This window comes from Mesorhizobium sp. WSM4841 (assembly GCF_055811515.1).
The window spans coordinates 363,693-387,723 of the sequence record NZ_JBVVQC010000001.1 but is presented as its reverse complement, the minus strand read 5'-3'; the positions used below and the strand labels follow the sequence as shown (position 1 = coordinate 387,723).

The 24,031-nt window shown below is 62.8% G+C and carries 22 protein-coding genes; 11 read left to right on the top strand and 11 right to left on the bottom strand.

The genetic code is table 11. From position 1 onward, the window contains the following. Window positions 1-6 precede the first annotated feature (6 nt). Both AC0L14_RS01865 and AC0L14_RS01860 read right to left on the bottom strand, forming a co-directional pair. Window positions 7-744, bottom strand: coding sequence for a GntR family transcriptional regulator (locus AC0L14_RS01865; protein ID WP_473488278.1), 738 nt, complete (start codon window positions 742-744; stop codon window positions 7-9). 108 nt (window positions 745-852) lie between these two features. Beyond that, complete coding sequence (locus tag AC0L14_RS01860) at window positions 853-1,641, bottom strand: HalD/BesD family halogenase (protein ID WP_473488277.1); 789 nt, start codon at window positions 1,639-1,641, stop codon at window positions 853-855. Window positions 1,642-1,743: 102 nt separating this feature from the next. On the opposite strand from AC0L14_RS01860, the gene AC0L14_RS01855 reads away from it, so the two are divergent. Next, window positions 1,744-2,679, top strand: a complete 936-nt coding sequence (locus AC0L14_RS01855) for a LysR substrate-binding domain-containing protein (RefSeq protein WP_473748487.1) — start codon at window positions 1,744-1,746, stop codon at window positions 2,677-2,679. A gap of 10 nt (window positions 2,680-2,689) precedes the next feature. Here the strand turns inward: AC0L14_RS01855 and AC0L14_RS01850 are convergent, their stop codons facing one another. Genes AC0L14_RS01850 through AC0L14_RS01840 form a run of 3 tightly spaced genes read right to left on the bottom strand, consistent with a single transcriptional unit; the run spans window position 2,690 to window position 7,291 of the window. Then, window positions 2,690-3,847 (bottom strand): efflux RND transporter periplasmic adaptor subunit, encoded by a 1,158-nt coding sequence (locus AC0L14_RS01850; protein ID WP_473488275.1) that lies wholly within the window; start codon window positions 3,845-3,847, stop codon window positions 2,690-2,692. A 16-nt stretch (window positions 3,848-3,863) separates the two neighbouring features. Next, a complete protein-coding gene (locus AC0L14_RS01845; protein WP_473488274.1) occupies window positions 3,864-7,040 on the bottom strand; it encodes an efflux RND transporter permease subunit in 3,177 nt (1,058 codons plus the stop codon). Further along, window positions 7,034-7,291 (bottom strand): hypothetical protein, encoded by a 258-nt coding sequence (locus AC0L14_RS01840; protein WP_287245229.1) that lies wholly within the window; start codon window positions 7,289-7,291, stop codon window positions 7,034-7,036. The genes AC0L14_RS01845 and AC0L14_RS01840 overlap by 7 nt, the downstream gene beginning before the upstream one ends. A gap of 259 nt (window positions 7,292-7,550) precedes the next feature. Between AC0L14_RS01840 and AC0L14_RS01835 the strand changes: the two genes are divergently transcribed. Both AC0L14_RS01835 and AC0L14_RS01830 read left to right on the top strand, forming a co-directional pair. After that, window positions 7,551-8,132, top strand: a complete 582-nt coding sequence (locus tag AC0L14_RS01835) for a TetR/AcrR family transcriptional regulator (RefSeq protein ID WP_123146972.1) — start codon at window positions 7,551-7,553, stop codon at window positions 8,130-8,132. Window positions 8,133-8,471: 339 nt separating this feature from the next. Continuing rightward, window positions 8,472-8,687 carry a hypothetical protein gene (locus tag AC0L14_RS01830; protein WP_473488273.1) on the top strand — a complete coding sequence of 72 codons (216 nt, stop codon included), beginning with the start codon at window positions 8,472-8,474 and terminating at the stop codon, window positions 8,685-8,687. 266 nt (window positions 8,688-8,953) lie between these two features. Here AC0L14_RS01830 and AC0L14_RS01825 read toward each other — a convergent pair whose 3' ends face one another. The 5 genes from AC0L14_RS01825 to AC0L14_RS01805 form a co-directional block, all read right to left on the bottom strand. Further along, window positions 8,954-9,976, bottom strand: coding sequence for a LacI family DNA-binding transcriptional regulator (locus AC0L14_RS01825; RefSeq protein WP_473488272.1), 1,023 nt, complete (start codon window positions 9,974-9,976; stop codon window positions 8,954-8,956). A gap of 69 nt (window positions 9,977-10,045) precedes the next feature. Then, window positions 10,046-10,840, bottom strand: a complete 795-nt coding sequence (locus tag AC0L14_RS01820; protein ID WP_254025385.1) for an ATP-binding cassette domain-containing protein — start codon at window positions 10,838-10,840, stop codon at window positions 10,046-10,048. Between the two features lie 3 nt (window positions 10,841-10,843). Then, the gene (locus tag AC0L14_RS01815; protein ID WP_123146974.1) at window positions 10,844-11,830 is read right to left on the bottom strand and encodes an ABC transporter permease; all 987 of its coding nucleotides are present in this window, start codon (window positions 11,828-11,830) and stop codon (window positions 10,844-10,846) included. Window positions 11,831-11,949: 119 nt separating this feature from the next. Continuing rightward, window positions 11,950-12,882, bottom strand: coding sequence for a substrate-binding domain-containing protein (locus AC0L14_RS01810; protein WP_473488270.1), 933 nt, complete (start codon window positions 12,880-12,882; stop codon window positions 11,950-11,952). A gap of 276 nt (window positions 12,883-13,158) precedes the next feature. After that, window positions 13,159-14,316: a fumarylacetoacetate hydrolase family protein gene (locus AC0L14_RS01805; protein WP_473488269.1), complete on the bottom strand. Its 1,158-nt coding sequence runs from the start codon at window positions 14,314-14,316 to the stop codon at window positions 13,159-13,161. Window positions 14,317-14,581: 265 nt separating this feature from the next. Between AC0L14_RS01805 and AC0L14_RS01800 the strand changes: the two genes are divergently transcribed. From AC0L14_RS01800 to AC0L14_RS01770, 7 genes are all read left to right on the top strand, one after another. Continuing rightward, the gene (locus AC0L14_RS01800; protein ID WP_473748485.1) at window positions 14,582-15,865 is read left to right on the top strand and encodes an NAD(P)/FAD-dependent oxidoreductase; all 1,284 of its coding nucleotides are present in this window, start codon (window positions 14,582-14,584) and stop codon (window positions 15,863-15,865) included. 85 nt (window positions 15,866-15,950) lie between these two features. Then, window positions 15,951-16,838, top strand: a complete 888-nt coding sequence (locus AC0L14_RS01795) for an ABC transporter permease (protein ID WP_236369936.1) — start codon at window positions 15,951-15,953, stop codon at window positions 16,836-16,838. After that, window positions 16,835-17,713, top strand: a complete 879-nt coding sequence (locus AC0L14_RS01790) for an ABC transporter permease (protein WP_473748484.1) — start codon at window positions 16,835-16,837, stop codon at window positions 17,711-17,713. The genes AC0L14_RS01795 and AC0L14_RS01790 overlap by 4 nt, the downstream gene beginning before the upstream one ends. After that, on the top strand, window positions 17,698-18,768 hold the full coding sequence (locus AC0L14_RS01785) for an ABC transporter substrate-binding protein (protein WP_473748483.1): 1,071 nt from the start codon (window positions 17,698-17,700) through the stop codon (window positions 18,766-18,768). Before AC0L14_RS01790 ends, AC0L14_RS01785 begins: the two co-directional genes overlap by 16 nt. Window positions 18,769-18,936: 168 nt before the next feature. Further along, entirely contained in the window at window positions 18,937-19,545 is a 609-nt protein-coding gene (locus tag AC0L14_RS01780; RefSeq protein WP_473529511.1) for a cupin domain-containing protein, read from the top strand. Further along, window positions 19,535-20,620, top strand: a complete 1,086-nt coding sequence (locus AC0L14_RS01775; protein WP_473748482.1) for an ABC transporter ATP-binding protein — start codon at window positions 19,535-19,537, stop codon at window positions 20,618-20,620. The genes AC0L14_RS01780 and AC0L14_RS01775 overlap by 11 nt, the downstream gene beginning before the upstream one ends. Before the next feature lie 39 nt (window positions 20,621-20,659). After that, window positions 20,660-22,087, top strand: a complete 1,428-nt coding sequence (locus AC0L14_RS01770) for an aldehyde dehydrogenase family protein (protein ID WP_473748480.1) — start codon at window positions 20,660-20,662, stop codon at window positions 22,085-22,087. Window positions 22,088-22,152: 65 nt separating this feature from the next. On the opposite strand, the gene AC0L14_RS01765 is transcribed toward AC0L14_RS01770, so the two are convergent. Next, window positions 22,153-22,845 (bottom strand): FadR/GntR family transcriptional regulator, encoded by a 693-nt coding sequence (locus tag AC0L14_RS01765; RefSeq protein WP_065010097.1) that lies wholly within the window; start codon window positions 22,843-22,845, stop codon window positions 22,153-22,155. 178 nt (window positions 22,846-23,023) lie between these two features. Between AC0L14_RS01765 and AC0L14_RS01760 the strand changes: the two genes are divergently transcribed. Beyond that, on the top strand, window positions 23,024-24,019 hold the full coding sequence (locus AC0L14_RS01760) for an ABC transporter substrate-binding protein (RefSeq protein ID WP_473748479.1): 996 nt from the start codon (window positions 23,024-23,026) through the stop codon (window positions 24,017-24,019). The last annotated feature ends 12 nt before the right edge of the window (window positions 24,020-24,031 follow it).

Sequence of the window (24,031 nt, the reverse complement as noted above, 5' to 3'; positions counted from 1 at the left end):
GTCGGCTCAGCTGCCGTCTGGTCGGTTGCGCGTCGGGCCAGCGCGATCGGCCTTGGCGCCCTTGGAGTCGCGCTGTTCGAGGCTGCGCGCATAGGCGAGCAGTTCTTCGAAATCGAGGTCGATATGCTCGCGGGCGTGGCGCTGGGCTGCGCCCATGTCGGCGCCCTTCAGCAGTTGCACATAGGTCTCGTGGATGTCTTCGGCAGGCACCGGCTCTTTGCGCGCCCGCTGGTGGAGGGCAAAATACATCTGCAGCCGGCTGGTCAGCCGCTGCCAGGTCTCGAGCAGAACCGAATTGTCGGCCCACTCATGGATCAGCCCATGCAGTTGCAGGGCCGTTTCGATCTGCCTTGTGGTGTCGCGGTCGCGCGTCGCCTGCTTTACCGCCTCGTGGCGCCGGTCGAGCTCGTCGAAGAAGCGCTGGTCGCGCAACGGCCAGGTCAGTTCGATGGCGAACTCATCCAGCACCTTGTTAAGCGAATAGGCGTCATCGATGTCCTTGGCGGTTACGTCGATGACGAAAGTTCCGGCGTAGGGAATGCTGGTCAGGATGCCTTCCTGCACCAATTCGCGCATCGCTTCGCGCAGCGGCGCGCGGCTCACCCGCATCTGCTCAGCAATCCTGAGTTCGTTGAGCTTCTGCCCGGGTTCCAGCTGGCCGGTCAGGATCGCGCGCCGAAGCAGCGCCACGATCTCGGCGCGTCTTGTCGTATCCGCGATTGGGCTGAAATCCTGCTTCCCCATTCGGTCACTCCACAAAGAACCGAAATCAAGACAAGCAGATTGTCGACAATCTAACAAGGCCCTATTTGTGAACTCGCGATTCCAGGCAGAATGTCGGCGCCTTCGGCCTCAGGCGGCCCGGCCGTAGAAGCCGATGCGCTCCTCGTCGCTGAACATCACGCCTGACTTCTCGTAGTAGGAGAACACCGCGATCATGCGGTCGTATTCGCCTTCGACAGTGGTCACGCGATGCGCGGTGTTCTTGCCGCGGAAGACGTTCAGCGTGCCCGGCATCATGCGCAGTATCCTTGCCTCGGGGTCGCGTCCTTCGAGCAGCCTGGCGACGCCGTCGTAGTTGGGATTGTCGTCCGAGCGGAGATCGGTGCGGTATTCGAGATCGCCGCCGCGTTGCGCTGCCTGCAACAACAGGGTCGTGGTGAATTCCGAGCGATCGAAATGCCAGTTCAGCGCCTCGCCGGCGCGATAGGCCATCACATTGGTGCGCGCCAGCGGGTCCTGCATGACATGCAGTCGCGTCTTGCCCATCGCCGCCGCCAGGAAGCGCAGCAGCGGTTCGTATTCGTAAATGGCGAGCACGAGGCTGTCAGGAATTTGGTCGGCGCAGACCGTATGGCTGATGGTCTCGACCTTGCGCAGCGCAGGATGGTCCGGAGCGAGCTCCGGGATATCAGGCTTGAAGTAGATGTTGTGCATCCGCTTGTGCACGTGCGAGCGCGTCGCCATGACGGGCTGGATTTCCTGCACCGCCCGTTCGGCTACGCCGGGCCGCAAAAAACCTTCGAGATTGAACATGCCGTCGGCCTCCAGCGCCGCAATCGAGGTCTTCACGAGGCGCTTCCACTCGGCGCTGCCTTCACGGTCGAGCGGGTACCGGTCCAGATCGAGAATATCTTTCATCGTCTCATGCTCCAAGGTTTGGACACAGAAGACGGCAAAAAAATCTTTCTCTCAATGGCGAAAATTATTAGTCTTCCGCAGGAAAAACTTATGGAAGACTCGATGGAACGGCTCCCCCCGCTGAACGCGATCAAGGCCTTCGGGGTCGCGGCGCGCACCGGCAGCTTCACCTTGGCCGCCACCGAACTCGGCGTCTCCTCGGCGGCGGTCAGCCAGCAGATCCGCAATCTCGAGACCTGGTTCGGCAAGCAGTTGTTCGTGCGCAGCGGCAACCGCATCGCGCTGACCGACGCCGGTCATGCGATCTATCCGCAGACGGCGCGCGCCCTGGGCGACATCGCGGCGATCGGGCGGCGCATGCTGGATGGCAGCCTAAAAACCCGTCTCGCCGTCAGCGTGCCGTTCTCGCTGGCCGAATTGTGGCTGGCGCCGAGGCTGGCCGTGCTTCTCGACGCTTTCCCGCAAATGGCGATCGACGTTAGGGTCGAAGACGATCCCGTCGACCTGGTGCGCCAGAACATCGATCTTCGCATCAGCTATGGCGACTATCACTATCCCGGCCTGCGGCTCGTCCGTCTCGTCCATGACGATGTCCTGCCGGTCTGCGCGCCGGACTTTTGGCAGAGATACGGCGACGGTGCCTCCAGCCTGTCGGATGTGCACGAGAGCATGTTCATCCATACCAACTGGGGTCCGAACTATGTCTCGCATCCGACATGGGCGGACTGGTTTTCGGCGTCAGGCGGCAGCCGCTCGCCTGACCCGTCGCATGGGCGGCGCGTCGGACTGTCTAGCCTGGCGATCACCTCGGCCCGGCTGGGTCTCGGAATAGCCCTTGGCCAGAGGATCATGGCCCGCGCCGATCTGGAAGAGGGCCGGCTGATCGCGCTGTCGTCGGTCTCGGTCCGGCTCGGCCATCCCTATTGCGCCTTCATACCGCCGGCCAAGGCCGATCGCGCCGATATCGCCGGCCTTGTCGAACTGCTCAGCAAAACGGCGCCCCCGGCTATGCCGAGGGCGCCGCTGGACCGGGCCTGATGGGGGGGTATCAGGTGGCCGGTTTCTGTGGCAGCGGCGAGACTGGCATTCCCGGGCCGATCTTCTGCAGATTGCCTGTTATCACCTGGTCGCCTTCCGATACGCCGCTCGAGATGGCCACCAGATCGCCATTGGTCGGCCCGAGCGAAACGATGCGCTGGTCGACAGTGTTGTCCTTGCCGACGACGTAGAGGTACTTGCCGAGCTGGCTCGATCCCAACGCCGTCTGCGGCACCATCAGTGCATCGGGCTGCTGCTTGATGTGCAATCTCACACGAACATATTGGCCCGGCAGCAGCGTGAACTTGGCGTTGCCGATCGTCGCCCGTGCAGTGATGGTGCCGGTCGAACGATCGACCGTGTTGTCGATGAAGGTGAGCTGACCTCTCTGGCGCGGCTCGGTATCGCCGGGAAGCAGGACGTCGACATCGATGGGCCCCGCCGCGCGGGCTTCCTCGATCTGCACCAGATCCGTTTCGCTCGGATTGAAGGTGACATAGATCGGGTCGAGCTGCACCAGCGTGTTGAGCACCGTACCGGCGACGCTGACCAACGTTCCGACCGAGGCTTGGTTGCGGCCGACGCGCCCGGCGAACGGCGCCTTGATTTCCGAATAGCTCAGATTGAGCTCGGCGGTCCGCACCGCCGCCTGGTTGACGGCGAGCGAGGCCTGGGCCTCACGCAAGCTGCTGGTGCGCTGGTCGAACGCATCCTTGGCGATGTATCCGCTCTTGGCCAGCTCGGTGCCGCGACCAAGGCTGGAACGGGCATAGTCGAGCGTTGCTTCGTCGCGCTGGACCTGAGCCTTCGCCTGTTCAAGGGCAGCCTGGAAATCCTCTGGAGCGATCTTGTAGAGAAGGTCGCCCTTCTTGACATCGCTGCCGTCGGGCGCGACCTGCTCCTGCAGATACCCCGGCACGCGCGCCTGCAGCGTGATGCTGCGGATCGGCTCGGTGCGGGCGGCATAGTCGAGATAGATCGGGATCGTTTTCCTGACGACGCTCACCACCGGCACCGGCATGACAAACGCCGCCGCGGGTTCAGGTGTTGCCGCCCCTGCCGTACCGGCATTAAGGCCGAAATCGCCCATGTCGAGCAAGTGAACGCTCGCCACCGAGATCGCCCCAACGGCGACGGCTGCTCCCAACGCAATTTTCCATTTACGCATGATCAATTCTCCAATCCTATTCGGCCGCTTCGGCCAATCGCTCGAAAGCGGGTTCGGCAGTCGGTTCAGTCGGTTCGGCAACGGGTTCGCTCTTGCTGCCACGCTCGCGCAGCTGCTCGATAACCGCATAGAAGACCGGCACGAACACCAGCGACAGGATCGTCGCTGCGACCATGCCGCCAAAGACGGTGGTGCCGATCGACTGGCGGCTCGCTGCGCCAGCACCTGTCGAGAACATCAGCGGCAGCACACCGAGGATGAACGCGAAAGCGGTCATCAGAATAGGCCGCAGCCGCAGGCGCGCCGCTTCCATTGCGGCGTCGACGATGCTGAGGCCTTCCTCGCGCCGGCGCCGGGCAAACTCGACGATCAGAATGGCGTTCTTCGCCGCCAGCCCGATCAGCATGACGAAGCCGATCTGCGAATAGACGTCGATCTGCATGCCGCGCATCAACAGGGCGACAAACGCACCGAACAGGGCAAGCGGCACCGCGAGCAGGACCATGAAAGGCATGGCCCAGCTCTCATATTGGGCAGCGAGGATCAGGAAGACGAAGACCATGGCGAGACCGAAGACAATCGAGGCGATCGATCCGGCCTTGAGCTCCTGATAGGTGATCCCTGTCCATTCGTAGCCGAAATCCTTCGGCAGTGCCGTGGCAGCGGCACGTTCCATCGCCGCGACCGCCTGGCCCGAGGAGAAGCCGGGTGCGGCACCGCCGTTGATCAGGGCCGACGCATTGTTGTTGTAATGCGGAACGGTTTCCGGGCCGACGATAGGCACCAGCTTGCCGAGCGTGCTCAACGGCACCATGCCGCCTGAGGCATTGCGCACATAGAGCCGCGAGATGTCGGCGGCACCCGCACGCGCATCCTTGTCGGCCTGGATCGTCACCCTGAAGGTGCGGCCGAACAGGTTGAAGTCGTTCACATAGAGCGAGCCGAGATAGATCTGCAGCGTGTTGAACACGTCAGGCAGGCTGAGGCCGAGCAGCTTCGCCTTATTGCGGTCGAGGTCGTAGTTGAACTGCGGCGTCGAGGTCGAGAACGACGAGAACAGTTGCTGCGGGTTGAGCTCGGGCTGCTTGCGCGCTTCGGCGAGCACCGCTTGCGTCGCGTCGTTGAGCGCAGCGCTGCCGCGACCGGTCAGGTCCTCCACCTGGAACTCAAAACCGCCGGTCGTGCCGATGCCCGGGATCGAAGGCGGATCGAAGCTCAGCGCGAACGCTTCCGGAAGTTCCATGAGCTTCGAGCGCACGTCGGCGACGAGCTTCGAGGCGCTCTGGTCAGGGCCGCGTTCGTCCCATGGTTTCAGGATGGCGAATTCCACCGCCGAGTTCGACTGGGCGGCACTTGTGAGGAAGTTCAAGCCGCTGATCGAGCCGACGATGTCGACACCGGGCGTGTTCTGCAGGATATCGCGCGCCTTCCGCGCCACCGCGTCGGTGCGTTCCAGCGATGCCCCATCCGGCAACTGGATGACCACGAAGAAATAGCCCTGGTCCTCGACCGGAAGGAAGGTCGAGGGCAGGCGCTGCCAGACGAAATAGGTGGCGACAAGCCCGGCCGCGAATATGCCGAGCATGATCCAGCGCAGGCGAATGAGGAAGCGCACACCATGGGCATAGGCATGCGATATCAGGTCGAAGCCCGTGTTGAACCAGCGGAACAGCACGAACTGCGTTGCCGGGCGGTGGCGCAGGAAGGCGGCGCTGAGCGCCGGGGTGAGCGTCAGCGAGACGAAGGCGGAGATGCCGAAGGAGATCGCCACCGTCAGCGCAAACTGGTTGTAGAGCCGGCCGGAAACGCCGGGTATGAAGGCGACCGGCACGAACACGGCCATCAGCACGGCGGTCGTGGCGATGATCGGGCCGGTGACCTCGGCCATCGCCGCGCGCGTGGCAGCCAGCGGTTTGAGGCCGGCCTCCAGCTGGCGCTCGACATTCTCGACGACGACGATCGCGTCATCGACGACGAGGCCGATCGCCAGCACCATGCCGAGCAGGCTGAGCATGTTCAGCGAGAAGCCGAACATGTACATGACGACGAGCGTGGCCACCAGCGACACGGGAATCGCAATCGTCGGGATGATCGTGGTGCGCCAGCTCTGCAGGAATATGAACACCACCGCGACGACCAGGACCAGCGCCTCGCCGAGCGTGACCAGCACGTCCTGCATCGACGCCGAAACGAAACGTGTCGTATCGTAGTGCATGGCGTAGCTGACGCCCTTCGGGAAGCGGGCCGACAGTTCCTGCATCTTGTCCTTGACGCGCTGCTGCAGATCGAGCGCGTTCGAGCCCGGCATCTGGTAGACCGCGAGCACCACGGTCGGGTCCTCGCCGAAGAACGCCGACGACGAATATTGCAGGGCGCCGAGTTCGATGCGCGCAACGTCGCGCAACCGCACAAGCGAACCGTTCGCGGCATCGGCGCGCACGATGATGTCGCCGAATTCCTTGGGATCGCTCAGTCGGCCGACGGCGTTGACCTGCATTTCGAAAGCGGTGCCGGCCGGCGCCGGTGACTGTCCGATCTTGCCGGCCGCGACTTGGACATTCTGCTCGGCGATGGCGTTTTGGACATCGACGGCGGTGATGCCGAGATTGGCGAGCTTGTCGGGATCGAGCCATACGCGCATCGAATAGCGCCGCTCGCCGAAGATCTGCACGTCGCCGACGCCGGGCAGGCGCTTCAGCGGGTCGACCACTTGCAGGTAGGCGAGGTTGCTGAGCGCGACCGGATCGACGGAGCCGTCGGGCGAGGTGAGATTGACGATCAGGACGAAGTTCGGGTTCTGCTTCTTGATCGTCACGCCGCCCTGGTTGACGATGGCCGGCAGCGAGGACGCCGCCTGTGAGACGCGATTCTGGACATCGACAGCGGCGGTGCTCAGGGGATAGCCGACCTCGAAGGTAACGGTGATCGTCGACGAGCCGTCATTGGAGCTCGACGACGACATATAGGTCATGCCTTGAACGCCGTTGATCTGCTGTTCAAGCGGCGTCGTGACGGTGTCGGCCACGACTTGCGCACTGGCGCCAGGATAGTTGGCGCTGACCACGACCTGAGGCGGCGTGATATCGGGAAACTGCGAGACAGGCAGCAGGAAATAGCAGATCGCCCCGGCGAGCACCATGATGATGGCGATCGACGATGCGAAGATCGGACGGTGGATGAAGAAATTTACCATGACACGCACGCCTCGCCCGATGCTCTCGCCTGGCCAAAGGCCTTGGCCAGCCTGGACAGCCGCCGGCTGCGGCTTTGCCCGGAATCCTCCAGGAAACGAGGCGGCGCCTTGCGGCTGCGGCCTTGCGCATCCGCAAGGGTACGCAGCATCGTCTCGAAAGAGCGCGGGTCGACACGGTCGGCCTGCATCAGCATCCGGATCATCGGATCCTTCACAACTTCGTCGATCGTCAAATCTTTGCGCTGCGACATCGTAGCGGCTCCTGGCTTGGCGATCTGCGACGTACGCCGCAGATCGGGTGGTCTTCCTGTTCGCGGCCAAAGTCGCCTGGGGCGCAGTTTCATGCCTGGGCCGATTCGGCGGAGGCTGTTCACAGGCGCCTGCGAGATTGACACGAGGCAATGGGGGTGTTACCAGTAAGTAACATCTAGAAGTTACAGACCGGTAACACCCTAGTCAAGAGGTGTACCGAGGGATTTTTCGGAAATCCCGGAAACCAAGGAGGTTTTGATGGAAGACGGCACTGCGGAACGCATCCGCCCCCGGGATCGCATCCTGGAGACGGCACGGGATATGTTCCACAAGCATGGCATCAAGGGCGTCGGCGTCGACGCGATCACTGAGGCCGCAGGTACCAACAAGATGACGCTCTACCGTCATTTCGAGTCCAAAGACGATCTGGTCATCGAGTGCCTGCGGGCGACCGCATGCAGCGCCAACGCGATGTGGCAAAAGTTCGAGGCCGAGCATCCGGGCGACAAGCTTGCGCAACTGCACGCCTGGGTTCGGATGGCGGCCGATTGCCTGATGATGGACGGTCGCGGTTGCGATATGGCGAACGCCGCCATCGAATTGAGCGAAACCGACCATCCGGCGAGGCGTGTGATCAAGGAACTCAAGCAGGCCCAGCGCGACCGTCTGGTCGGCCTGTGCCGGGATGCCGGCATCGGGCAGCCGGAGCTGCTCGCCGATACATTGTCGCTGCTGCTTGAAGGCGCCCGTGTCAGCCTTCAAAGCGTCGGAGCCGAAGGCCCCAGCGCGCAATTTGTCCGCATGGCGGAAGGTTTGATCAGCTCTTTCAGGGCCAGATAGTCTCGCCAGCGGCGAAACGATCGGTAGCGTGTTCATTGCGAGCCGCGCCGCCGAATGCTCTTTTGTCCGTTCGGACGTGCCGTCATCGCGCTTCTCCTTTGCCGGTCTGTCGCCGCACCATTTGCTACCTGTTGCTTGTTGGTGAGGCAGGATAGGACCGACAACGAATTGGTGAGAGTGACAAGTGTGACGGGATTCCGACGGATCCGCTGATCGCGGCTGCAACATGCCCTACCGCTCGCACCTTTGCGGGCGAACATGCTGTCGGGCAATCAACCCTGGTGACAGCTGTCATTCGTGCTCAGACTGCTGAACGGGAGCGCAGATTGAATAAACCGAATGACGAAGAACGCGGCGGTCTGCTGCAGGATCAGCCAGGGTCGGCCGGTAAGTCTTCACTGCATTGATGGCGAAAGTGACGACGATGCCGCCAGCATTCCCGACCCGACCGGGGCTGGCATTCTGGCGGTCCGTTTAGTCAACGGCCCGAACAAGCCGGTGATGATCGCCGCTAAATGGTCATTCGGCGCGCGGACCGACAATCATGTCCGGTGATAGTCATGACCCCAGCCTTTGCCCAACCGGAGCCGGAACAAAAAAAGCCCGCTGCCGGGAGGAGGTGGCAGCGGGCTTGATGTCGAATGCGGCACGGGAGGAGGTGCGCCGCACTCAGCGTCGGCATCACATCTGGGAGGAGTAGATGGCCGACACGCAACATATATGGGTTGCTTAATGATTCGGCAACAACAAAAGTTGCATAGCTGGTGTGCAGACTTGCGGCGTCGTCTCAAAATTCGCGATGTCGGTCTGGAAGCGCGGCGTCACTGGACCGGCACGTTTTCCTTGAAGATAAGGCGTGGCTCGATGAATTTCCGCGTCAGATAGGGCGCCGAGGAAGCGATCGAGCCGAGCAGGCGAATGACCGATTGCTCGGCGATCAGTCGTGCATTCTGGTCGATGACGACATCGAGCAGATCGTCGACGAGATAGCCGCGTGTCGCCCTCGTCAGGTCGTGACAAATGAACACCGGCTTCCTTTGCGGCTTGGCTTCCAGCAGCGCTTTCGCCACACCAGAACGTCCGGCGCCGACGCAATAGATGCCGAGCAGTTCCGGCTCGTTGTGCAGCGCCTTCATCGTTGCCGTATAGCTGATATCAGGCTCGTCGTTGATCTCGACGGCGCTGGTCACGGTCAAATTGGGGAACTCCTCGCTGAGCACGGAACGAAAGCCCATTTCGCGTTCCTCATGTCCGCGATAGGAGCGTGAGCCGACGACCATCGCCAGATGGCCCGTGCGCCCGCCCAGGAAACGTCCCATCAAAAGGGCTGCGGTGCGCCCGGCGACACGGTTGTCGATGCCGACATAGGCCGATCGCGGTGCGCCCGGAACGTCCGACACCAGCGTGACCAGGCGGATGCCGGCCTCGACGATCTCGCGCAGGATGTTGCGCGTTCTCGGATGATCGATCGCGATGACGCCGACGCCGTTTGCCTTGAGCGAGAGGTTTTCGACGGCCGCCTGCAACGCGCTCGGCGAGATCCCGGCGAGCTTGTGGATGCGGCAGGAGGCGACAAGCGGCAGGCGTGCCGCATAATCCTCGATATGATTTGCCAGATCCATCATGAAGGCATTGGAGCCGATCGGCAGGAAGAACTCGAGATGCGCCGGCCGCGAGGGCAACACGACCTGATCCACGACCGGCAAATAGCCAAGCTGCTTGGCCGCCTCCATCACCCGCTGCCGGTTCGCGGCGCTGGCGCCTGGCCGGTTGTTCAACACCCGGTCGACCGTTGCGGTCGACAGCCCGCAGCTTCTGGCGATGTCCGCAACGGTGGCTTTCATTGTCGCAGTCATAGGAGCCGATGTGATCCTGTACCAGAGATACGGCCAACCCGGCTTCCAACTGGCCACTCAGCCCTGCGATTGCTTCCCCTGGACGATGGCGTCGCGGATCTCCTTGTCGGACATGCCGGTGATGATCCGTTCGACCTCGGCGACACTGGTGTTCTTCGGGTCTATATCGTCGGCGACCACCTTGCCGCGGCGCATGACGACGATGCGGTCGACCACCTGGAAGACGTGATGGATGTTGTGGGCAATGAAGATGCAGGAATGGCCGGAATCGCGGGCGCTGCGCACGAAGCTCAGCACACCTTGCGTCTCGGCGACGCCGAGATTGTTGGTCGGCTCGTCGAGGATGATGAGGTCGCTGTCGAAATGCATGGCGCGTGCGATCGCCACCGCCTGCCGCTCGCCGCCTGAGAGCGAGCCGATCGGTGTGGTCGGCGGGATGTTCTTCGAGATGCCGACCTGCTTGAGCAGATCGCGGGCGACCACGTTCATCGCCTCCTGGTCCATACGGTTGAGGAAACGCGGCGGCTTGATCGGCTCGCGCCCGAGGAACAGGTTGCGCGCGATCGACAATTGCGTGACCAGTGCCGAGTCCTGGTAGATCGTCTCGATGCCGTGGGCGATGGCGTCGCTGGTGCTGCGGAAGTCCACCTTCTTGCCGCGGATGAAGATGTCGCCGCTGGTCAGCGGAACCGCACCCGACAGCACCTTGATCAGCGTCGACTTGCCGGCGCCATTGTCGCCGAGCAGGCCGACGATCTCCCTTTCATTGACGTGGAAATTGGCGTCTACCAGCGCTTGCACACGCCCGTAGGACTTGCGGATGTTTTCCATGCGGACAAGCGGTTCGGCCATGGTTCAAGTCCCCGCCTGATGCCGGCGTTCCAGCCATGAGTGGAGCGCCATCATGCCGAGGATGATCGCGCCGATGAAGATGTTGTAGGCAAGCCCTGGCACGCCGATCAGCACGATGCCGTTGCGCATCACGCGCAGGATCAGGATGCCGAGCACGGTTCCGATGATGGTGCCGCGTCCGCCGGTCAGCGCCGTGCCGCCGATCACCACCATGGCGATGACTTCGAGCTCGTAGCCGGTGCCGCTGTTCGGGTTGGCCGCCGAGGTGCGCAGCGAGCTGATGACGCCGGCAAGCGAAGCCATGATCGACGACAGGATGAACAGGCCGATCTTGACGCCGCTGACATTGACGCCGCGCGCCCTTGCCGCATTGGGGTTGCCGCCGGCCGCTTGGATCCAGTTGCCGGTCCGGCTCTGTGTCAGCACGTAACCGAGTGCGATCGCGGCTGCGATGAACCAGAACAGCGACATGTAGATGCGGAACGGCCCGATGAAGAAATCGCCGACCAGCGCCTCGGCGAGCCAGCTGCCTTCGGCGCTCCAGGTGCGTTGCGGAAATCCGCTGGTGACGAACAGAGCGGTGCCGCGCACCACCAGCAGCATGCCGAGCGTCACCAGGAAGGATGGAATCTTGAGTTGCGTCACGAACCAGCCATTGACTAGGCCGATGAAGGCGGCAACCAGCAAGGCCACGATAAAGCCGGCTTCCAGCGAGGTCAGGCCGCTGTTGAAGAGCGTCCACATCAAGACGGGCGAGAAACCGAACAGCGATCCGACCGAGAGGTCGAATTCGCCTGAAGTCATCAACAGCGTCATCGCCAGCGCAATCAGGCCAAGCTCGACCGTGAAGGCGAGTATGTTGCTGATGTTCTGCGGCGACAGGAAGTCGTGGTTGAACCCCCAGAACACCGCGAGCTCGACGACAAGCAGCACGAAGGGCCCGAATTCCGGCCTGGCGATCGAGCGTTGGATGATGGAGCTGTTTTCCACGTTGGACCCGCGACATGGTTGGGACTGGCCAAACCCGGCGCCGCATGAGGCGGTTCGAGGCTCAGCGGGATGATGGGGATGATCGTGGCAGGCGTGCCGCGACCATCCCGATCGCGGTTTTATTTTCCGGACAGGATGTCGTCGTAGACCTGTGCGGTGTCCTTTTCGTAGAGTGCGCCGGTGATCACGTCGAAGCCGGGCGGAATGCCGCTGGCGGCCATGTTGGCGATCGAAAGCGCCACATAGCTGGTCGCCTGCGGATCCTGCCATTGTGCGGCATTGACGTAGCCGGTCAGCACCTCCTGGGTGGTGTCGAGCGAGTTGCCCCAGCCGACGACCGGGATTTCACCGGGCTTGACGCCGGCTTGGTCGAACACCCGCTTGATCGAGCCGGTCACCAGGTCGCCGAGACCGATGATCGCCTTGACCTTGGCCCTGTTGGCAGTGAGGTAGTCGACCATGCGGTTGATCGCTTCGGCCTGATCGAGCGTGGCTTCGGTGATTTCATAAGTGATGCCGAGCGGCTCGAAGACGCTCTTGATGCCTTCTTCTTCCTGGACGCCATAGGTGGCGCCCGGGATTTCGACCGGCATCCAGACGAAATCGCCCTTCTTCACCAGGCCCTTGTCGACCAGATACTGCGCCCAGTTCTTGCCGAAGGTGACGTTGTCGCCGCCGACATAGGCGTTGAAGTCCGCCTTCGGATCGGGCGTGTTGAAGTTGATGATCGGGATGTTTGCCGCCCGGGCTTCCTTAGCGAGCTCGATAAGGCTGCCCGGGTCGGGGCTGGTGGTGGTGATGCCGTCGGCCTTTGCAGCGATGGCCGCGCGAACAGCCTCCTGCTGGGACGACACGTCGCCATTGTGGAACGAGGTGTTGACGGTGTTGCCGGTGTCCGTCGCCCATTGCTTGGCGCCGGCGAGGAAGTAGGTCCAAACCGGATCGGCCGGGCCGCCATGCGAAATCCAGTAGAAGGTCTTGGCCTGTGCCGCCGCTGGGATGGCCAGCGCCACGATCAAGCCGAATACAAATAGTCGTAGCCTTGTCAGCATTTGATTTCCTCCCATTTTGAAAAACTTCCTCCACCTCCGACGACGATCACGGCAAACCCTGATCGTATTTCTTGCCAGCGCCGATCTGGATGCATCAGAGCATCCGCTTTTTCGACATATGGCAAGCCTCCATTTGCCAGTGGTAGTTGGCGCGCGAGAAGGCGCCATCAGCAGTCCCATCAGATTACATCAGTTTGGCTGATATTTTCCAGGCAGGCGGATCCTCAATTCGAGCACCAGGCCGGGACATCTCTCCGTCGCAGTCGGGGCGGGAACCTAGATAAGATCGGCCCTGGCGAGGTCGCGCATCAGATGGCTGGCACCGTAGGTCCAGTGGGGACAGTCGGGTGACAGCCGCACCCGGTTGACCAAGGCGCCGAATTTCTCCGATGAGATGGTGACGATGTCGCCGACCTTGTGCGTGAAGCCCTTGCCCTTTTCGCCGCGATCCTTCGACGGCACGAACATGGTGCCGAGATAGAGCGCCAGCCCGTCCGGATATTGGTGATGCGGACCCATGGCGGCCGCGACCAGCTCTTCCGGCGAGCGGCTGATCTCGGCCATCGAGCTGGCGCCCTCCAGCGAGAAACCGTCCTCGCCCTCGACCTTCAGGCGCACGATGGCCTGCTTCACGTCATCGATGGAAAAGTTATCGTCGAACAGCCGGATGAACGGGCCGAGCGCGGCCGAGGCATTGTTGTCCTTGGCCTTGCCGAGCAACAGCGCCGAGCGCCCTTCGACGTCGCGCAGATTGACGTCGTTGCCGAGCGTCGCGCCGACGATCTTGCCGCTGCTGGCAGCGATCATGGCGATTTCCGGCTCCGGATTGTTCCAGGTGGAAACCGGATGCAGGCCGACATCGGCGCCGAAGCCGACCGATGCCATCGGTTGGCATTTGGTGAAGATCTCGGCATCGGGGCCGATGCCCACTTCCAGATATTGCGACCAGGCGCCGCGCTGGATGAGCTTGGCCTTGATCTCCATCGCCTCCGGCGAGCCGGGCTTGAGCTTCGACAGATCGTGGCCGATCAGCCCGGCAATGTCGGTGCGAATGGCGTCCGCCTTCTCGGCGGAGCCACGCGCCTGCTCCTCGATGACCCGTTCGAGCAGGCTGACGACGAAGGTGACGCCCGACGCCTTGACCGCCTGCAGATCGACCGGAGAAAGCAGGTACGGTTTTTGCGAATCGCGCGCGGCCTGGAAACTGTTGGCGGCGATCGCATCAAGTGATCCGATCGGTTCGCCCCCGGCCGCGTGGACGTACCCTGCTGGGTCTGGCACCTCGCAGACATCGCGCACGGTTGGTGCCATGCTCGACGTGATGTCGAACACCGTGCCGTCGCGCACCGTGACCACCAGCGGATGGGGCGTATCGCTTGTCCGGGCGCGGCCGATGAAGAGGCCCTCGTTGGGTAGGAGAGTGGTGTTCGTCATGGCTGCGGTCCTCTGCTGTCTTGTTCTGCTGCGACGGTCATCGCTGCCGGACCAACGGTTCATAAAAAGCCTGACCAGCGGCGGCGGCACTTTCAACAAATTCCCGCCAAAGGTCTATCCCGTTCCTCGCGGTCGAGCCCTGCGCTGCATTTCGCATCGGCGGACGCCATCCTCTTCACTCCGCTGATGCCGAGATCAAACGCTCTTTCAAAATCATGAAATCGTCACTAGGATTTTCATTTGACGAAGTACATTCAGGTGACCCTTGCCCCTACCGTTTTCCGATCCGATCTGGCAGAAGCCGCCGGCGGCCCCTGCGTTCCGGTCGCTTTTTCCCGGCGGCCAGCGTGCCGATGTCGTCATCGTTGGTGGCGGGATTCTCGGTCTGTCGACAGCCTTGCATGCAGCCCGGTTCGGTCTTGCCGTGCAGGTGCTGGAAGCCGGCGAAATCGGCCAGGGCGCATCGGGCCTGAATGGCGGTCAGGTCATCCCCGGCCTGAAATATGATCCGGAATGGTTGCTGGAGCATTTTGGCCCCGAACGCGGCGAGATCCTCGTCAATTTTGTCGCCTCGACGGCGGACGCCGTCTTCGAATTGATCCGCGACGAGAAACTGGCGGTGCCGTTCGTCCGCAACGGCTGGATCCAGGCAGCGCACACCGAGACGGCGCTGAAGGCGGCGGCGAACAGGGACCGGCAGTGGCGGAACCGTGGCGCCGATGTCCGGCTTCTGAGCCAGACCGAGATCGCCGCGTTGACTGGCGCGCAGGGCTATCTCGGCGGCTGGCTCGACCGCCGCGCCGGCGTGATTGATCCGCTTGCCTACACATCGGAACTGGCACGGATCGCCTCGGCCGCGGGCGTGAAGATCGCCGAGCACCAGAAGGTGGTGCGCCTCGATAAGAACGTCGGCCTTTGGCGCATCTCGACGGAGGACGGCGCCGAATTGCAGGCGAAGGCTGTCATTCTGGCGACGAACGCCTATACCAGCGACCTGCTCCCCGGTCTCGCCGAGACGATCGTTCCGCTGCACTCCTTCCAGATCGCGACAGCACCGCTGCCGCCCGATCTGGCGGCCGGGATTCTACCGGAAGGGCAAGCAGTATCGGACTCACGCCGCATCCTCGTTTATTACCGCAAGAGTGCCGACGGGCGGCTGGTGCTCGGCGGGCGCGGCCGGATGGCGCTGCCGACCAGCGAAAGTAATTGGGCGCATCTCGAGCGCGCGCTGCTCCGGCTCTATCCGGCGCTATCCGGCGTCGCCATCCAAAAGCGCTGGTTTGGCCGGGTGGCGATGACGCCGGATCACCTCCCGCATATCCACGAGCCCGAGCAGGGCCTGATGGCCGTGGTCGGCTGCCAGGGCCGTGGCGTCGGCCTGATGACCGCGCTTGGCGAGCGCATTGCCGGCTATCTGGCGAGCGGCGACGCCAGGCAATTGCCGTTCCCGGTCTCGCCGATCCGGCCGATCCCGTTGCATGCCTTTCGGCAGGTCGGCGTCGCCGCGACGATCGCCTGGTATCGTATGCTGGATGCATTCGAGCGCTGATTTTATGCCGATGCAGGAATCAGCTTGACAGTTTCATGATTCTGAAAAATTCTTGAGTGATTTCAAATTTCGATGGGCAACCCCGATGTCGACCATCGTTGCAAGGCAGCCGCTGCCGGAGTCCAGGTCCTCGACGGGTTTCCGGTTGGCCATGCTGCTGCCGGGCGGGCTGGTCACCTTCTTCCTAATCCTGTTTGCCCTCGGCCTCGTGGTTTTCCTCGCCCTTCGCGGCAATGACGGTTCGCTGCTGGGCGCCGGTTTCACTTTTGCGAATTTCATCACCGTGGCATCCGACCCGCTGTACTGGACGGTAACACTGCGCTCGCTGGCCATTGCCGGCCTGGTGACGCTGGCCACGGTCGTCACCGCCTATCCCGTCGCCTACTACCTGGCCTTCCATGCCGGACGGCGGCGCGGGCTGCTGCTGTTTCTGGTGACGCTGCCGTTCTGGACCAGCTATCTCTTGCGCGTCTTCGCCTGGAAGATCGTGCTTGCCTACAATGGCGTGCTGAACTCGGCGCTCGTCGAAAGCGGCATCTGGTCCGAACCGACACTGGCGTTTCTCAACACGCCGGCCGCCGTCATCGTCACGCTGGCTCACGCCTATGCGCCGTTCGCGATCCTGCCCATCTATGTGGCGCTGGACACGATCCCGAAATCGCTGCTCGAAGCCGCTTCCGATCTCGGCGCCAGACCGTTCACCAGCTTCCGCCGCGTCGTGCTGCCGAACTCGATGCCGGGCGTGTTGGCGGCGGCTCTCGTCGTCTTCGTGCCGACGGTCGGCGACTATGTCACCCCCGCGCTGGTCGGCGGCCCTGCCAGCACCATGATCGGCTCGCTGATCCAGGCCCAGTTCGGCAAGGCAAATGACTGGCCGTTCGGCGCAGCACTCGCCGTTGCCGTCATGCTGGTCATCCTTGCCGTGGTGCTGGTCGTGCGTTCCGCCGACCGCAGATTTGGCAGCCGGACATGAGCGCGGCGCGGAAAGACGCTAAGAAAGGTGGGAGTTGGCTCGGCGCCTACGTCCTTGTCTACTTGGTATTTCTGTATTTGCCGGTATTGCTGATCCCGCTTTTCTCCTTCAACGATTCGATCCAGGCGGCGTTTCCGCTGCAAGACTTCACGTTTGAATGGTACAAGACGCTGTCCGGCAATTCGGCGCTGTCCGGCGCCCTTGCCAACAGCCTCGTCATCGGTGCAATTGCCGCCGCCGGTGCCACGCTCTGCGGCATCACCGTGTCCTACATGGATCTCTTCGGCCGTTCGCCGCTTGCCTTCACGATCAGCGCCATTGCGCGGCTGCCGATCCTGATCCCCGGCGTCATCGTCGGCATCTCGCTGCTGATCCTGGTCAACCTCATTGGCTTCGGACCGTCACGCACGGCCATCGTGCTCGGCCACATATTGGTGGCGCTGCCGACGACGGTGGTGATCATGAAAAGCCGCTTCGCCGCTATCCCCAAGACCATCCACGAGGCGGCACTCGATCTCGGCGCGTCCGACTGGACGACATTCAGGCGGGTCATGCTGCCGCTCAGCCTGCCCGCCATTGTATCAGCGTTCATGCTGGCCTTCCTGACCTCCTTCGACGAGTTCATCGTCGCCTTCTTCCTCGCCGGCACCGAGCCGACCTTGCCGCTCTACATTTGGAGCCAGCTGCGTTTCCCGAAATCGCTGCCGACCGTCATGGCGCTGGGCACGGCCATCCTGGCCGTGTCCTTCGTCATCGCGGCAATTGCCGAAATCCTGCGCCATCGCGGGCTTGCCGCCGCCCAGCGGCCGGTGCCCGCCAACCTGTCCAAACCAGAAGAAACCGAAAGAGGAGAACTGCAATGGCATTCGACCTGAAATCGATTAATCGCAAGACAGTCCAAGCCGGATTGGCAGCCTTCGCGCTGGCGCTTTCGTCGACCGTCGCGCTTGCGGCCGACAAGCTGCAATATTTCACCTGGTCGGGCTACGAACTGCCCGACTTCAACAAGAGCTTCCTCGCCGCACACCCCGATGGCGTCGAGGCCTCGATGTTCGGCGACGACGATGACGCCTTCACCAAGGTCAAGGCCGGTTTCCGCCCGGATGTCGCGCATCCCTGCTACGACAAGGTGGCGCGCTGGAACAAGGAAGGCCTGCTGCAGCCGATCGACACCAAGCGCATCAAGAATTGGGATTCGATCTTCCCAGTCTTCAAGAACCTGCCCGACCTGCAGGCCGGCGACGGCAAGGTCTGGATGGTGCCGTGGGATTGGGGCAACACCTCGATCCTCTACCGCACCGATCTGGTGAAGAACCCGGAACCGAGCTGGAACCTTTTGTGGGACAAGCAATATGCCGGGCGCATGGCGACGATCGACGCCGTCCACGATACGCCGGTGGTGGCGGCGCTTCTCGCCGGCGTCAATCCGTTCGACATGACGCCGGAACAGATGGAAAAGGTGGCTGAAAAACTGCGCGAGCAGCGCCCGCTGCTCTCCAACTACACCACCGACATGACTTCGGTCGAACAGGCGCTGGCGAGTGGCCAGTTGGTCGCCGCCATGACCTGGAACGCGTCGGCCACCTCGCTGAAGAAGCAGGGTGTACCCGTCGAGTTCATGAAGCCTAAGGAAGGCATGCTGACCTGGGCGTGCGGCTTCGTCATGCTCAAGGACGCCAAGAATGTCGACCTCGCCTATGATTTCATCAACAGCCGGCTGGAGACGGATTCGGGAAAATACCTGATTCAGGCCTATGGTTACGGCAGCTCAATCAGCTCGGCCTTCGCCGCGGTGCCGAAGGAGGAACTGGAAAAGCTGCAACTGCCGTCCGATCCGGAAGTGATGCTGAAGACCACCGTCTTCACCGGGCCGATGAAACAGAATGACGAACTCGCCAAGATGTTCGAGAAGGTCAAGGCAGGCGGCTGAACCTGGCCTTCCCTTCTCCCCTTTGCGGGAGAAGGTGGCCGAGCGGAGCTCGGTCGGATGAGGGGTGGTCCAGCTCGGCACAACCGCGCTCCGGCCAGCACCCTCAACCGTCTCGGCGCTGCGCGCCAAGCGCCGCTCCAGGATACCGAAAACGAGGTCGGGAAACAGATGGACATACTGGACGAAACGGCTGAAAAGCCGAAGGACGACGCCGATGTGCGGGTCGGCCGGCGTGTGCGTGCGCTCAGGCTGGAACGCAATCTTTCGCTGGCCGAGCTTTCCGCCAAGGCCGGCGTTTCGATCGGGGCGCTCAGCCAGATCGAGCGCGGCCTGTCCTCGCTTCGCGTCAAGGTGATCTGGCCGCTCGCCGCCGCTCTCGACATTGAGCCCTCGGCGCTGATTGCTGACGGCAACGACGGCGTCAACGATCTCTATTGTGTACGCGCCAACAGTCGGCGCCAGATCCCGGTGAAGTCGGAAGGCATCGCCAAAGCGCTGCTGTCGCCGCCGGCCGCCACGCTCACCGGCATGCTGGTGACGGTGGAAGCCGGTGGTGGCACCCTCGAAGCCTACGCCCATCCCGGCCACGAATTCGGTTTCGTCCTGTCGGGCGAAGTCGAACTCGTGATCGATTCAACCACCTATGGGCTGAAGACCGGCGACAGCTTCGCCTTCAAGAGCACCTTGCTGCATGCTTTCCGCAATCCGGGCGCCGAGCGCTGCCAAATCCTCTGGGTCAACACGACCAAGCCGTCCGAGGTTCGCGATGGCGCCTGAACCTCTCGTCCGGCTGGATGCAGTGTCGAAGATCTTTCCTGGCGGCGGCGTCGGGCTGGACGCCGTCGATCTCGACATTGCCCGCGGCGAGTTCCTGACCTTGCTCGGCCCATCCGGCTGCGGCAAAACCACCAGCCTGCGGGTGATCGCTGGTTTCGAAAGCCCGTCGAGCGGACGGGTGCTGCTCGAAGGCCGTGACGTTACTTCGCTGCGGCCGTTCGACCGTCCCGTCAACACCGTGTTCCAGGACTATGCGCTGTTTCCGCACATGGACGTCGCCGAAAACGTCGGCTTCGGCCTGTCGCTGCGCAAGCTTTCCGGGGTAGAACAGGCAAAGCGCGTCGGCGAAGCGCTCGACATGGTTGGCCTTGCCGAAAAGCTCGGCGCCCGCGTGTCCGAATTGTCGGGCGGCCAGCGCCAGCGCGTCGCGCTTGCCCGCGCGATTGTCTGCGAACCGCGTGTGCTGTTGCTCGACGAGCCGCTGTCGGCGCTCGATGCGCATCTGCGCGAACAGATGCAGGTCGAATTGAAGCGGCTGCAGTCGCGGCTCGGCACGACCTTCGTCATGGTCACGCACGACCAGACCGAGGCGCTGTCGATCTCCGACCGCATCGTCGTCATGAACAAGGGACGCATCGAGCAGATCGCGCCGCCGGCCACGCTCTACGACCGGCCCGCCACCAAATTCGTCGCCAGTTTCATCGGCACGATGAACCTGCTGCAGTCGCGCTTTGTCGGCCGTGACGGCGATCGGTTGCGTTTCGCCGCCGGCGCCTTGCCGCTCGAAGCCACATTGGAAACCGGCGAAGCGCCGGGAGAAGGCGCGGTGCGAACCATCGGTGTGCGTCCGGAGGATCTTCTGGCAGCGACCGAAGCTGCGACCGGCACCGCGCCGGTGCGGGTGAGCAGCATCGTCTTTCACGGCCGCACCTTGCGCCTGCACGCCGAATTGGGGCAGGGGATACCGGTGGTGATCGATGCGCCACGCCGGGCGGAAGGTTTTCAATTCAGCGTCGGCGATGTGGCGCATATCAGCCTGCGTCGCGGCGCTAACTGCCCTATGCTGCCCGGCTAATCTGATCCCCGTCCTTTCCAGAAAACCGGAGCATCACCCATGAGCAATCACCTGAACTTCTTCATCGACGGCAAATGGGTCGCGCCCGTGGTGCCGGCGACGCTGGATGTGATCGATCCGTCCACCGAAGAGGCCTACACCAAAATCTCCGTCGGCTCGAAGGCCGATGTGGATCGCGCCGTGGCGGCGGCGAAGGCCGCTTTTCCGGCCTTTTCGCAGACCAGCAAGGCCGAGCGCCTGAAGCTGCTGAAGCGCATCCTCGAAGTCTACAACGAGCGCTACGAGGACATCGCGCAGGCCGTCAGCCAGGAAATGGGCGCGCCGATCACCTGGGCGCGCGAGGCGCAGGCCTGGGCGGGCAGGGCGCATATGGAAGCCACTATTCATGCGCTGGAGGATTACGAATTCAGCGAGAAGCGCGGCACCACCATGGTGGTTAAGGAGCCGATCGGCGTCTGCGCGCTGATCACGCCGTGGAACTGGCCGCTCAACCAGATTGTCTGCAAGGTGGCGCCGGCGATCGCCGCCGGCTGCACCGTCGTACTGAAGCCTTCCGAGATCGCGCCGATCAGCGGCATCGTCTTTTCGGAAGTGATGGAAGCGGCCGGCACGCCGAAGGGGGTCTACAACATGGTCAACGGCACCGGCCCGGATGTCGGACAGGTCATGGCCGGCCATCCGGATGTCGACATGGTTTCCTTCACCGGCTCGACCCGGGCCGGCATCATCGTCGCAAAGACGGCGGCCGAGACGGTCAAGCGCGTGGGGCAGGAACTCGGCGGCAAATCGCCCAACATCGTGCTTGCCGATGCCGACTTCGAGAAGGCCGTGCGCAAGGGCGTCAACGCCTGTTTCGGCAATAGCGGCCAGTCCTGCGATGCGCCGACGCGCATGCTGGTGCCGGCCGCCCGCCACGATGAGGCGCTGGTGATCGCCAAGAAGGCGGCAGAGGCGCACAAGGTCGGCGATCCGCGCTCGGAAGACACCAAGCTCGGGCCGGTGGTCAGCAATATCCAGTTCGACAAGATCCAGCGGCTGATCGAGGCCGGCATCGCCGAGGGTGCAACGCTGGTCACCGGCGGTCCCGGCCGGCCGGAGCATCTTAATCGCGGTTATTACGTGCGGCCGACCGTCTTTGGCCATGTCACGCCAGGCATGACCATCGAGAAGGAGGAGATTTTTGGGCCGGTGCTTTCGGTCATCTCCTATGATGACGACGACGACGCGGTGAGGATCGCCAACGACACGGTCTATGGCCTAGCCGCCTATGTGCAGTCCGGGGATATCGATCACGCGCAAAAAATCGCCGGTCGCCTGCGCGCCGGACAAGTCTCGATCAACTATCCGGAATGGGACACGTTCGCGCCCTTCGGCGGTTACAAGCAGTCAGGCAACGGCCGCGAATATGCCGACTGGGCGATCCACGATTTCCTCGAGATCAAGGGCATCATCGGCTACGGCGCGTAGGGCTTAACCCGAACAGCGCCGCGCATCCAAGAAGGACGCGCGGCGCTGTAGCGGGTCAATCCGAGCTATTCGGCGGCTTCGCGGACAGGGATCAGGCGCCGCTCGACCTGTTGGAGATGCAGCCGCATCGCTGCCGCCGCGCCGCCGAGGTCACGCTCTGCGATCGCTTCGACGATGCGTTCATGGTCGGCGAAGCTGTGATGGTCCGCCGGAGGGCGAGCGCCTTCTGAGCGAAGACGTCCCCAGACCACGGTTCGGCGCACGGCGTTCAGGACGTCGAACAGGCCGAGCAGCACATTGTTTCGGCTCGCCTGCGCAATCTGCCGGTGGAGCAGATTGTCAATGTTCTCGTATTGCCGCCATGTGACGGCTTCCCGCGTCTGCACCAGCGATTGCCGCATCGAAGCGATATCGGAAAGCGTGGCGTGCAGCGCCGCTTCGCGCGCAATCTCGGGCTCGATGATGAGGCGCGCGCGCATCACGTCGGCCGGATTTGTGCGTCCGGCGATTTCCGAAATGCCGATCGTCTCCTCGACCGGTCCACTGCCGACGAATGTGCCCCTGCCGACGTGACGCCAGATGCGGCCGTCCTTCTCGAGCACTGCCAGCGCCTTGCGCAGATCGCCGCGCGATACGCCGAGGCTCTCGGACAGTTCCCGCTCTGCAGGCAGCCGCGTCTCACCGGCGTGGTCCATCTGGGCAAGATAGGCCTGAAGCTGAACCAGGGCGGCGTGGCCGCCATTACCGGGATCGTCCATCAATTTAACCAATCCGCTTATGATTTCCGTTTGTCGGTGTTAAAACGATTAGTTCAAACCGTCAACTGCCGAGTTTTCTGGGCCTGTACGTACGACATGGCGCAATTTCTCCTTGACCAATCTGCTCCATAGTCTTAACCAATCAAGGAAATGGTTACAAAAACGGGAGGAATGATAAATGGCCAGCGTGTCCAGACGTACCGTACTTGCCACCGCTTTTGCCGCGGTCCTGGCATGTGCATCGCCCCTGTCGGCCGCAAATGCGGGCGATATGCGCATCGCATTCGGTGACCTTCCCGGGATCGAATCCATCCAGACGCTTGCCGCGATAGAGCGCGCCAAGGAACGCGGCGTGAATGTCGAGCTCATTGTTCTCAATGACGAGGATCTCGCAGCCCAGGCCATTGTCGGCGGCCAGGCCGATGTTGGCATCGGCGCTCCCTACACTCTGATCCAGAAGGTGGGCGTGCCGATCCGCATCTTTGCGCAGATATCGACGCTGCGCTTCTTCCCGGTCGTCAACAGCGAATTCTACAAGGAATGGAAGGATCTCGACGGGCAGGAAGTCGCCGTTCAGGCGCGCGGCTCCGGCACCGAGGCTGTCATGCTCCTGATGGCGAAAAACCACGGCATCAAGCTCGGCAACATCAGCTATGTCCCGGGTTCCGAGGTTCGCCGCAATGCGCTGCTGCAGGGGACCATCAAGGCGTCGATCGTCGATGCCGCCAACCGGCGCGCGCTCGAGGCCGAAGCCCCCGGCAAGTTCATCGTTCTGCCGGTCGAGGATCTCGGCGCCTCGGACGAAGCGCTTTTCGCGACCGCAGACTATCTGAAGAACAACGCCGCCGACGTCGACGTCCTGGTCGAGGAACTGATGAAGACCGCGCGGGAAATAACCGCGAATCCGGCGGTCGCGGTCGAGCTTCGCAACAAATACAAACTGCTGCCGGATCTCGGCGCGGAGGCGGACAGCGAAATCACCGAATACTACAAGGAAACCGCGGAAGCCGGCAGCCTTGCCCTGAATGGCGGCGGAGCGGATGCGGCTAAAGACGACTTTGCCTTCTTCAGCCTTGCCGGCCAGATCGAAGGCGATCCCGCGAGCCTCAAGGTCGAAGACTTCTGGGATGTCTCCGCAATCGACCGCGCCGTCGCCAAGCTCGGCAAGAAATAGGCGGCCTGCCTG

Coding starts and splice junctions, on each gene's coding strand:
- AC0L14_RS01805 (WP_473488269.1), bottom strand. CDS start 14,316: ATGACGAACACCACTCTCCTACCCAACGAGGGCCTCTTCATCGGCCGC.
- AC0L14_RS01830 (WP_473488273.1), top strand. CDS start 8,472: ATGACGAAGAACGCGGCGGTCTGCTGCAGGATCAGCCAGGGTCGGCCG.
- AC0L14_RS01760 (WP_473748479.1), top strand. CDS start 23,024: ATGGCCAGCGTGTCCAGACGTACCGTACTTGCCACCGCTTTTGCCGCG.
- AC0L14_RS01765 (WP_065010097.1), bottom strand. CDS start 22,845: ATGGACGATCCCGGTAATGGCGGCCACGCCGCCCTGGTTCAGCTTCAG.
- AC0L14_RS01845 (WP_473488274.1), bottom strand. CDS start 7,040: ATGGTAAATTTCTTCATCCACCGTCCGATCTTCGCATCGTCGATCGCC.
- AC0L14_RS01860 (WP_473488277.1), bottom strand. CDS start 1,641: ATGAAAGATATTCTCGATCTGGACCGGTACCCGCTCGACCGTGAAGGC.
- AC0L14_RS01825 (WP_473488272.1), bottom strand. CDS start 9,976: ATGAAAGCCACCGTTGCGGACATCGCCAGAAGCTGCGGGCTGTCGACC.
- AC0L14_RS01835 (WP_123146972.1), top strand. CDS start 7,551: ATGGAAGACGGCACTGCGGAACGCATCCGCCCCCGGGATCGCATCCTG.
- AC0L14_RS01840 (WP_287245229.1), bottom strand. CDS start 7,291: ATGTCGCAGCGCAAAGATTTGACGATCGACGAAGTTGTGAAGGATCCG.
- AC0L14_RS01855 (WP_473748487.1), top strand. CDS start 1,744: ATGGAACGGCTCCCCCCGCTGAACGCGATCAAGGCCTTCGGGGTCGCG.
- AC0L14_RS01865 (WP_473488278.1), bottom strand. CDS start 744: ATGGGGAAGCAGGATTTCAGCCCAATCGCGGATACGACAAGACGCGCC.
- AC0L14_RS01785 (WP_473748483.1), top strand. CDS start 17,698: ATGGCATTCGACCTGAAATCGATTAATCGCAAGACAGTCCAAGCCGGA.
- AC0L14_RS01780 (WP_473529511.1), top strand. CDS start 18,937: ATGGACATACTGGACGAAACGGCTGAAAAGCCGAAGGACGACGCCGAT.
- AC0L14_RS01810 (WP_473488270.1), bottom strand. CDS start 12,882: ATGCTGACAAGGCTACGACTATTTGTATTCGGCTTGATCGTGGCGCTG.
- AC0L14_RS01820 (WP_254025385.1), bottom strand. CDS start 10,840: ATGGCCGAACCGCTTGTCCGCATGGAAAACATCCGCAAGTCCTACGGG.
- AC0L14_RS01795 (WP_236369936.1), top strand. CDS start 15,951: ATGTCGACCATCGTTGCAAGGCAGCCGCTGCCGGAGTCCAGGTCCTCG.
- AC0L14_RS01775 (WP_473748482.1), top strand. CDS start 19,535: ATGGCGCCTGAACCTCTCGTCCGGCTGGATGCAGTGTCGAAGATCTTT.
- AC0L14_RS01770 (WP_473748480.1), top strand. CDS start 20,660: ATGAGCAATCACCTGAACTTCTTCATCGACGGCAAATGGGTCGCGCCC.
- AC0L14_RS01850 (WP_473488275.1), bottom strand. CDS start 3,847: ATGCGTAAATGGAAAATTGCGTTGGGAGCAGCCGTCGCCGTTGGGGCG.
- AC0L14_RS01790 (WP_473748484.1), top strand. CDS start 16,835: ATGAGCGCGGCGCGGAAAGACGCTAAGAAAGGTGGGAGTTGGCTCGGC.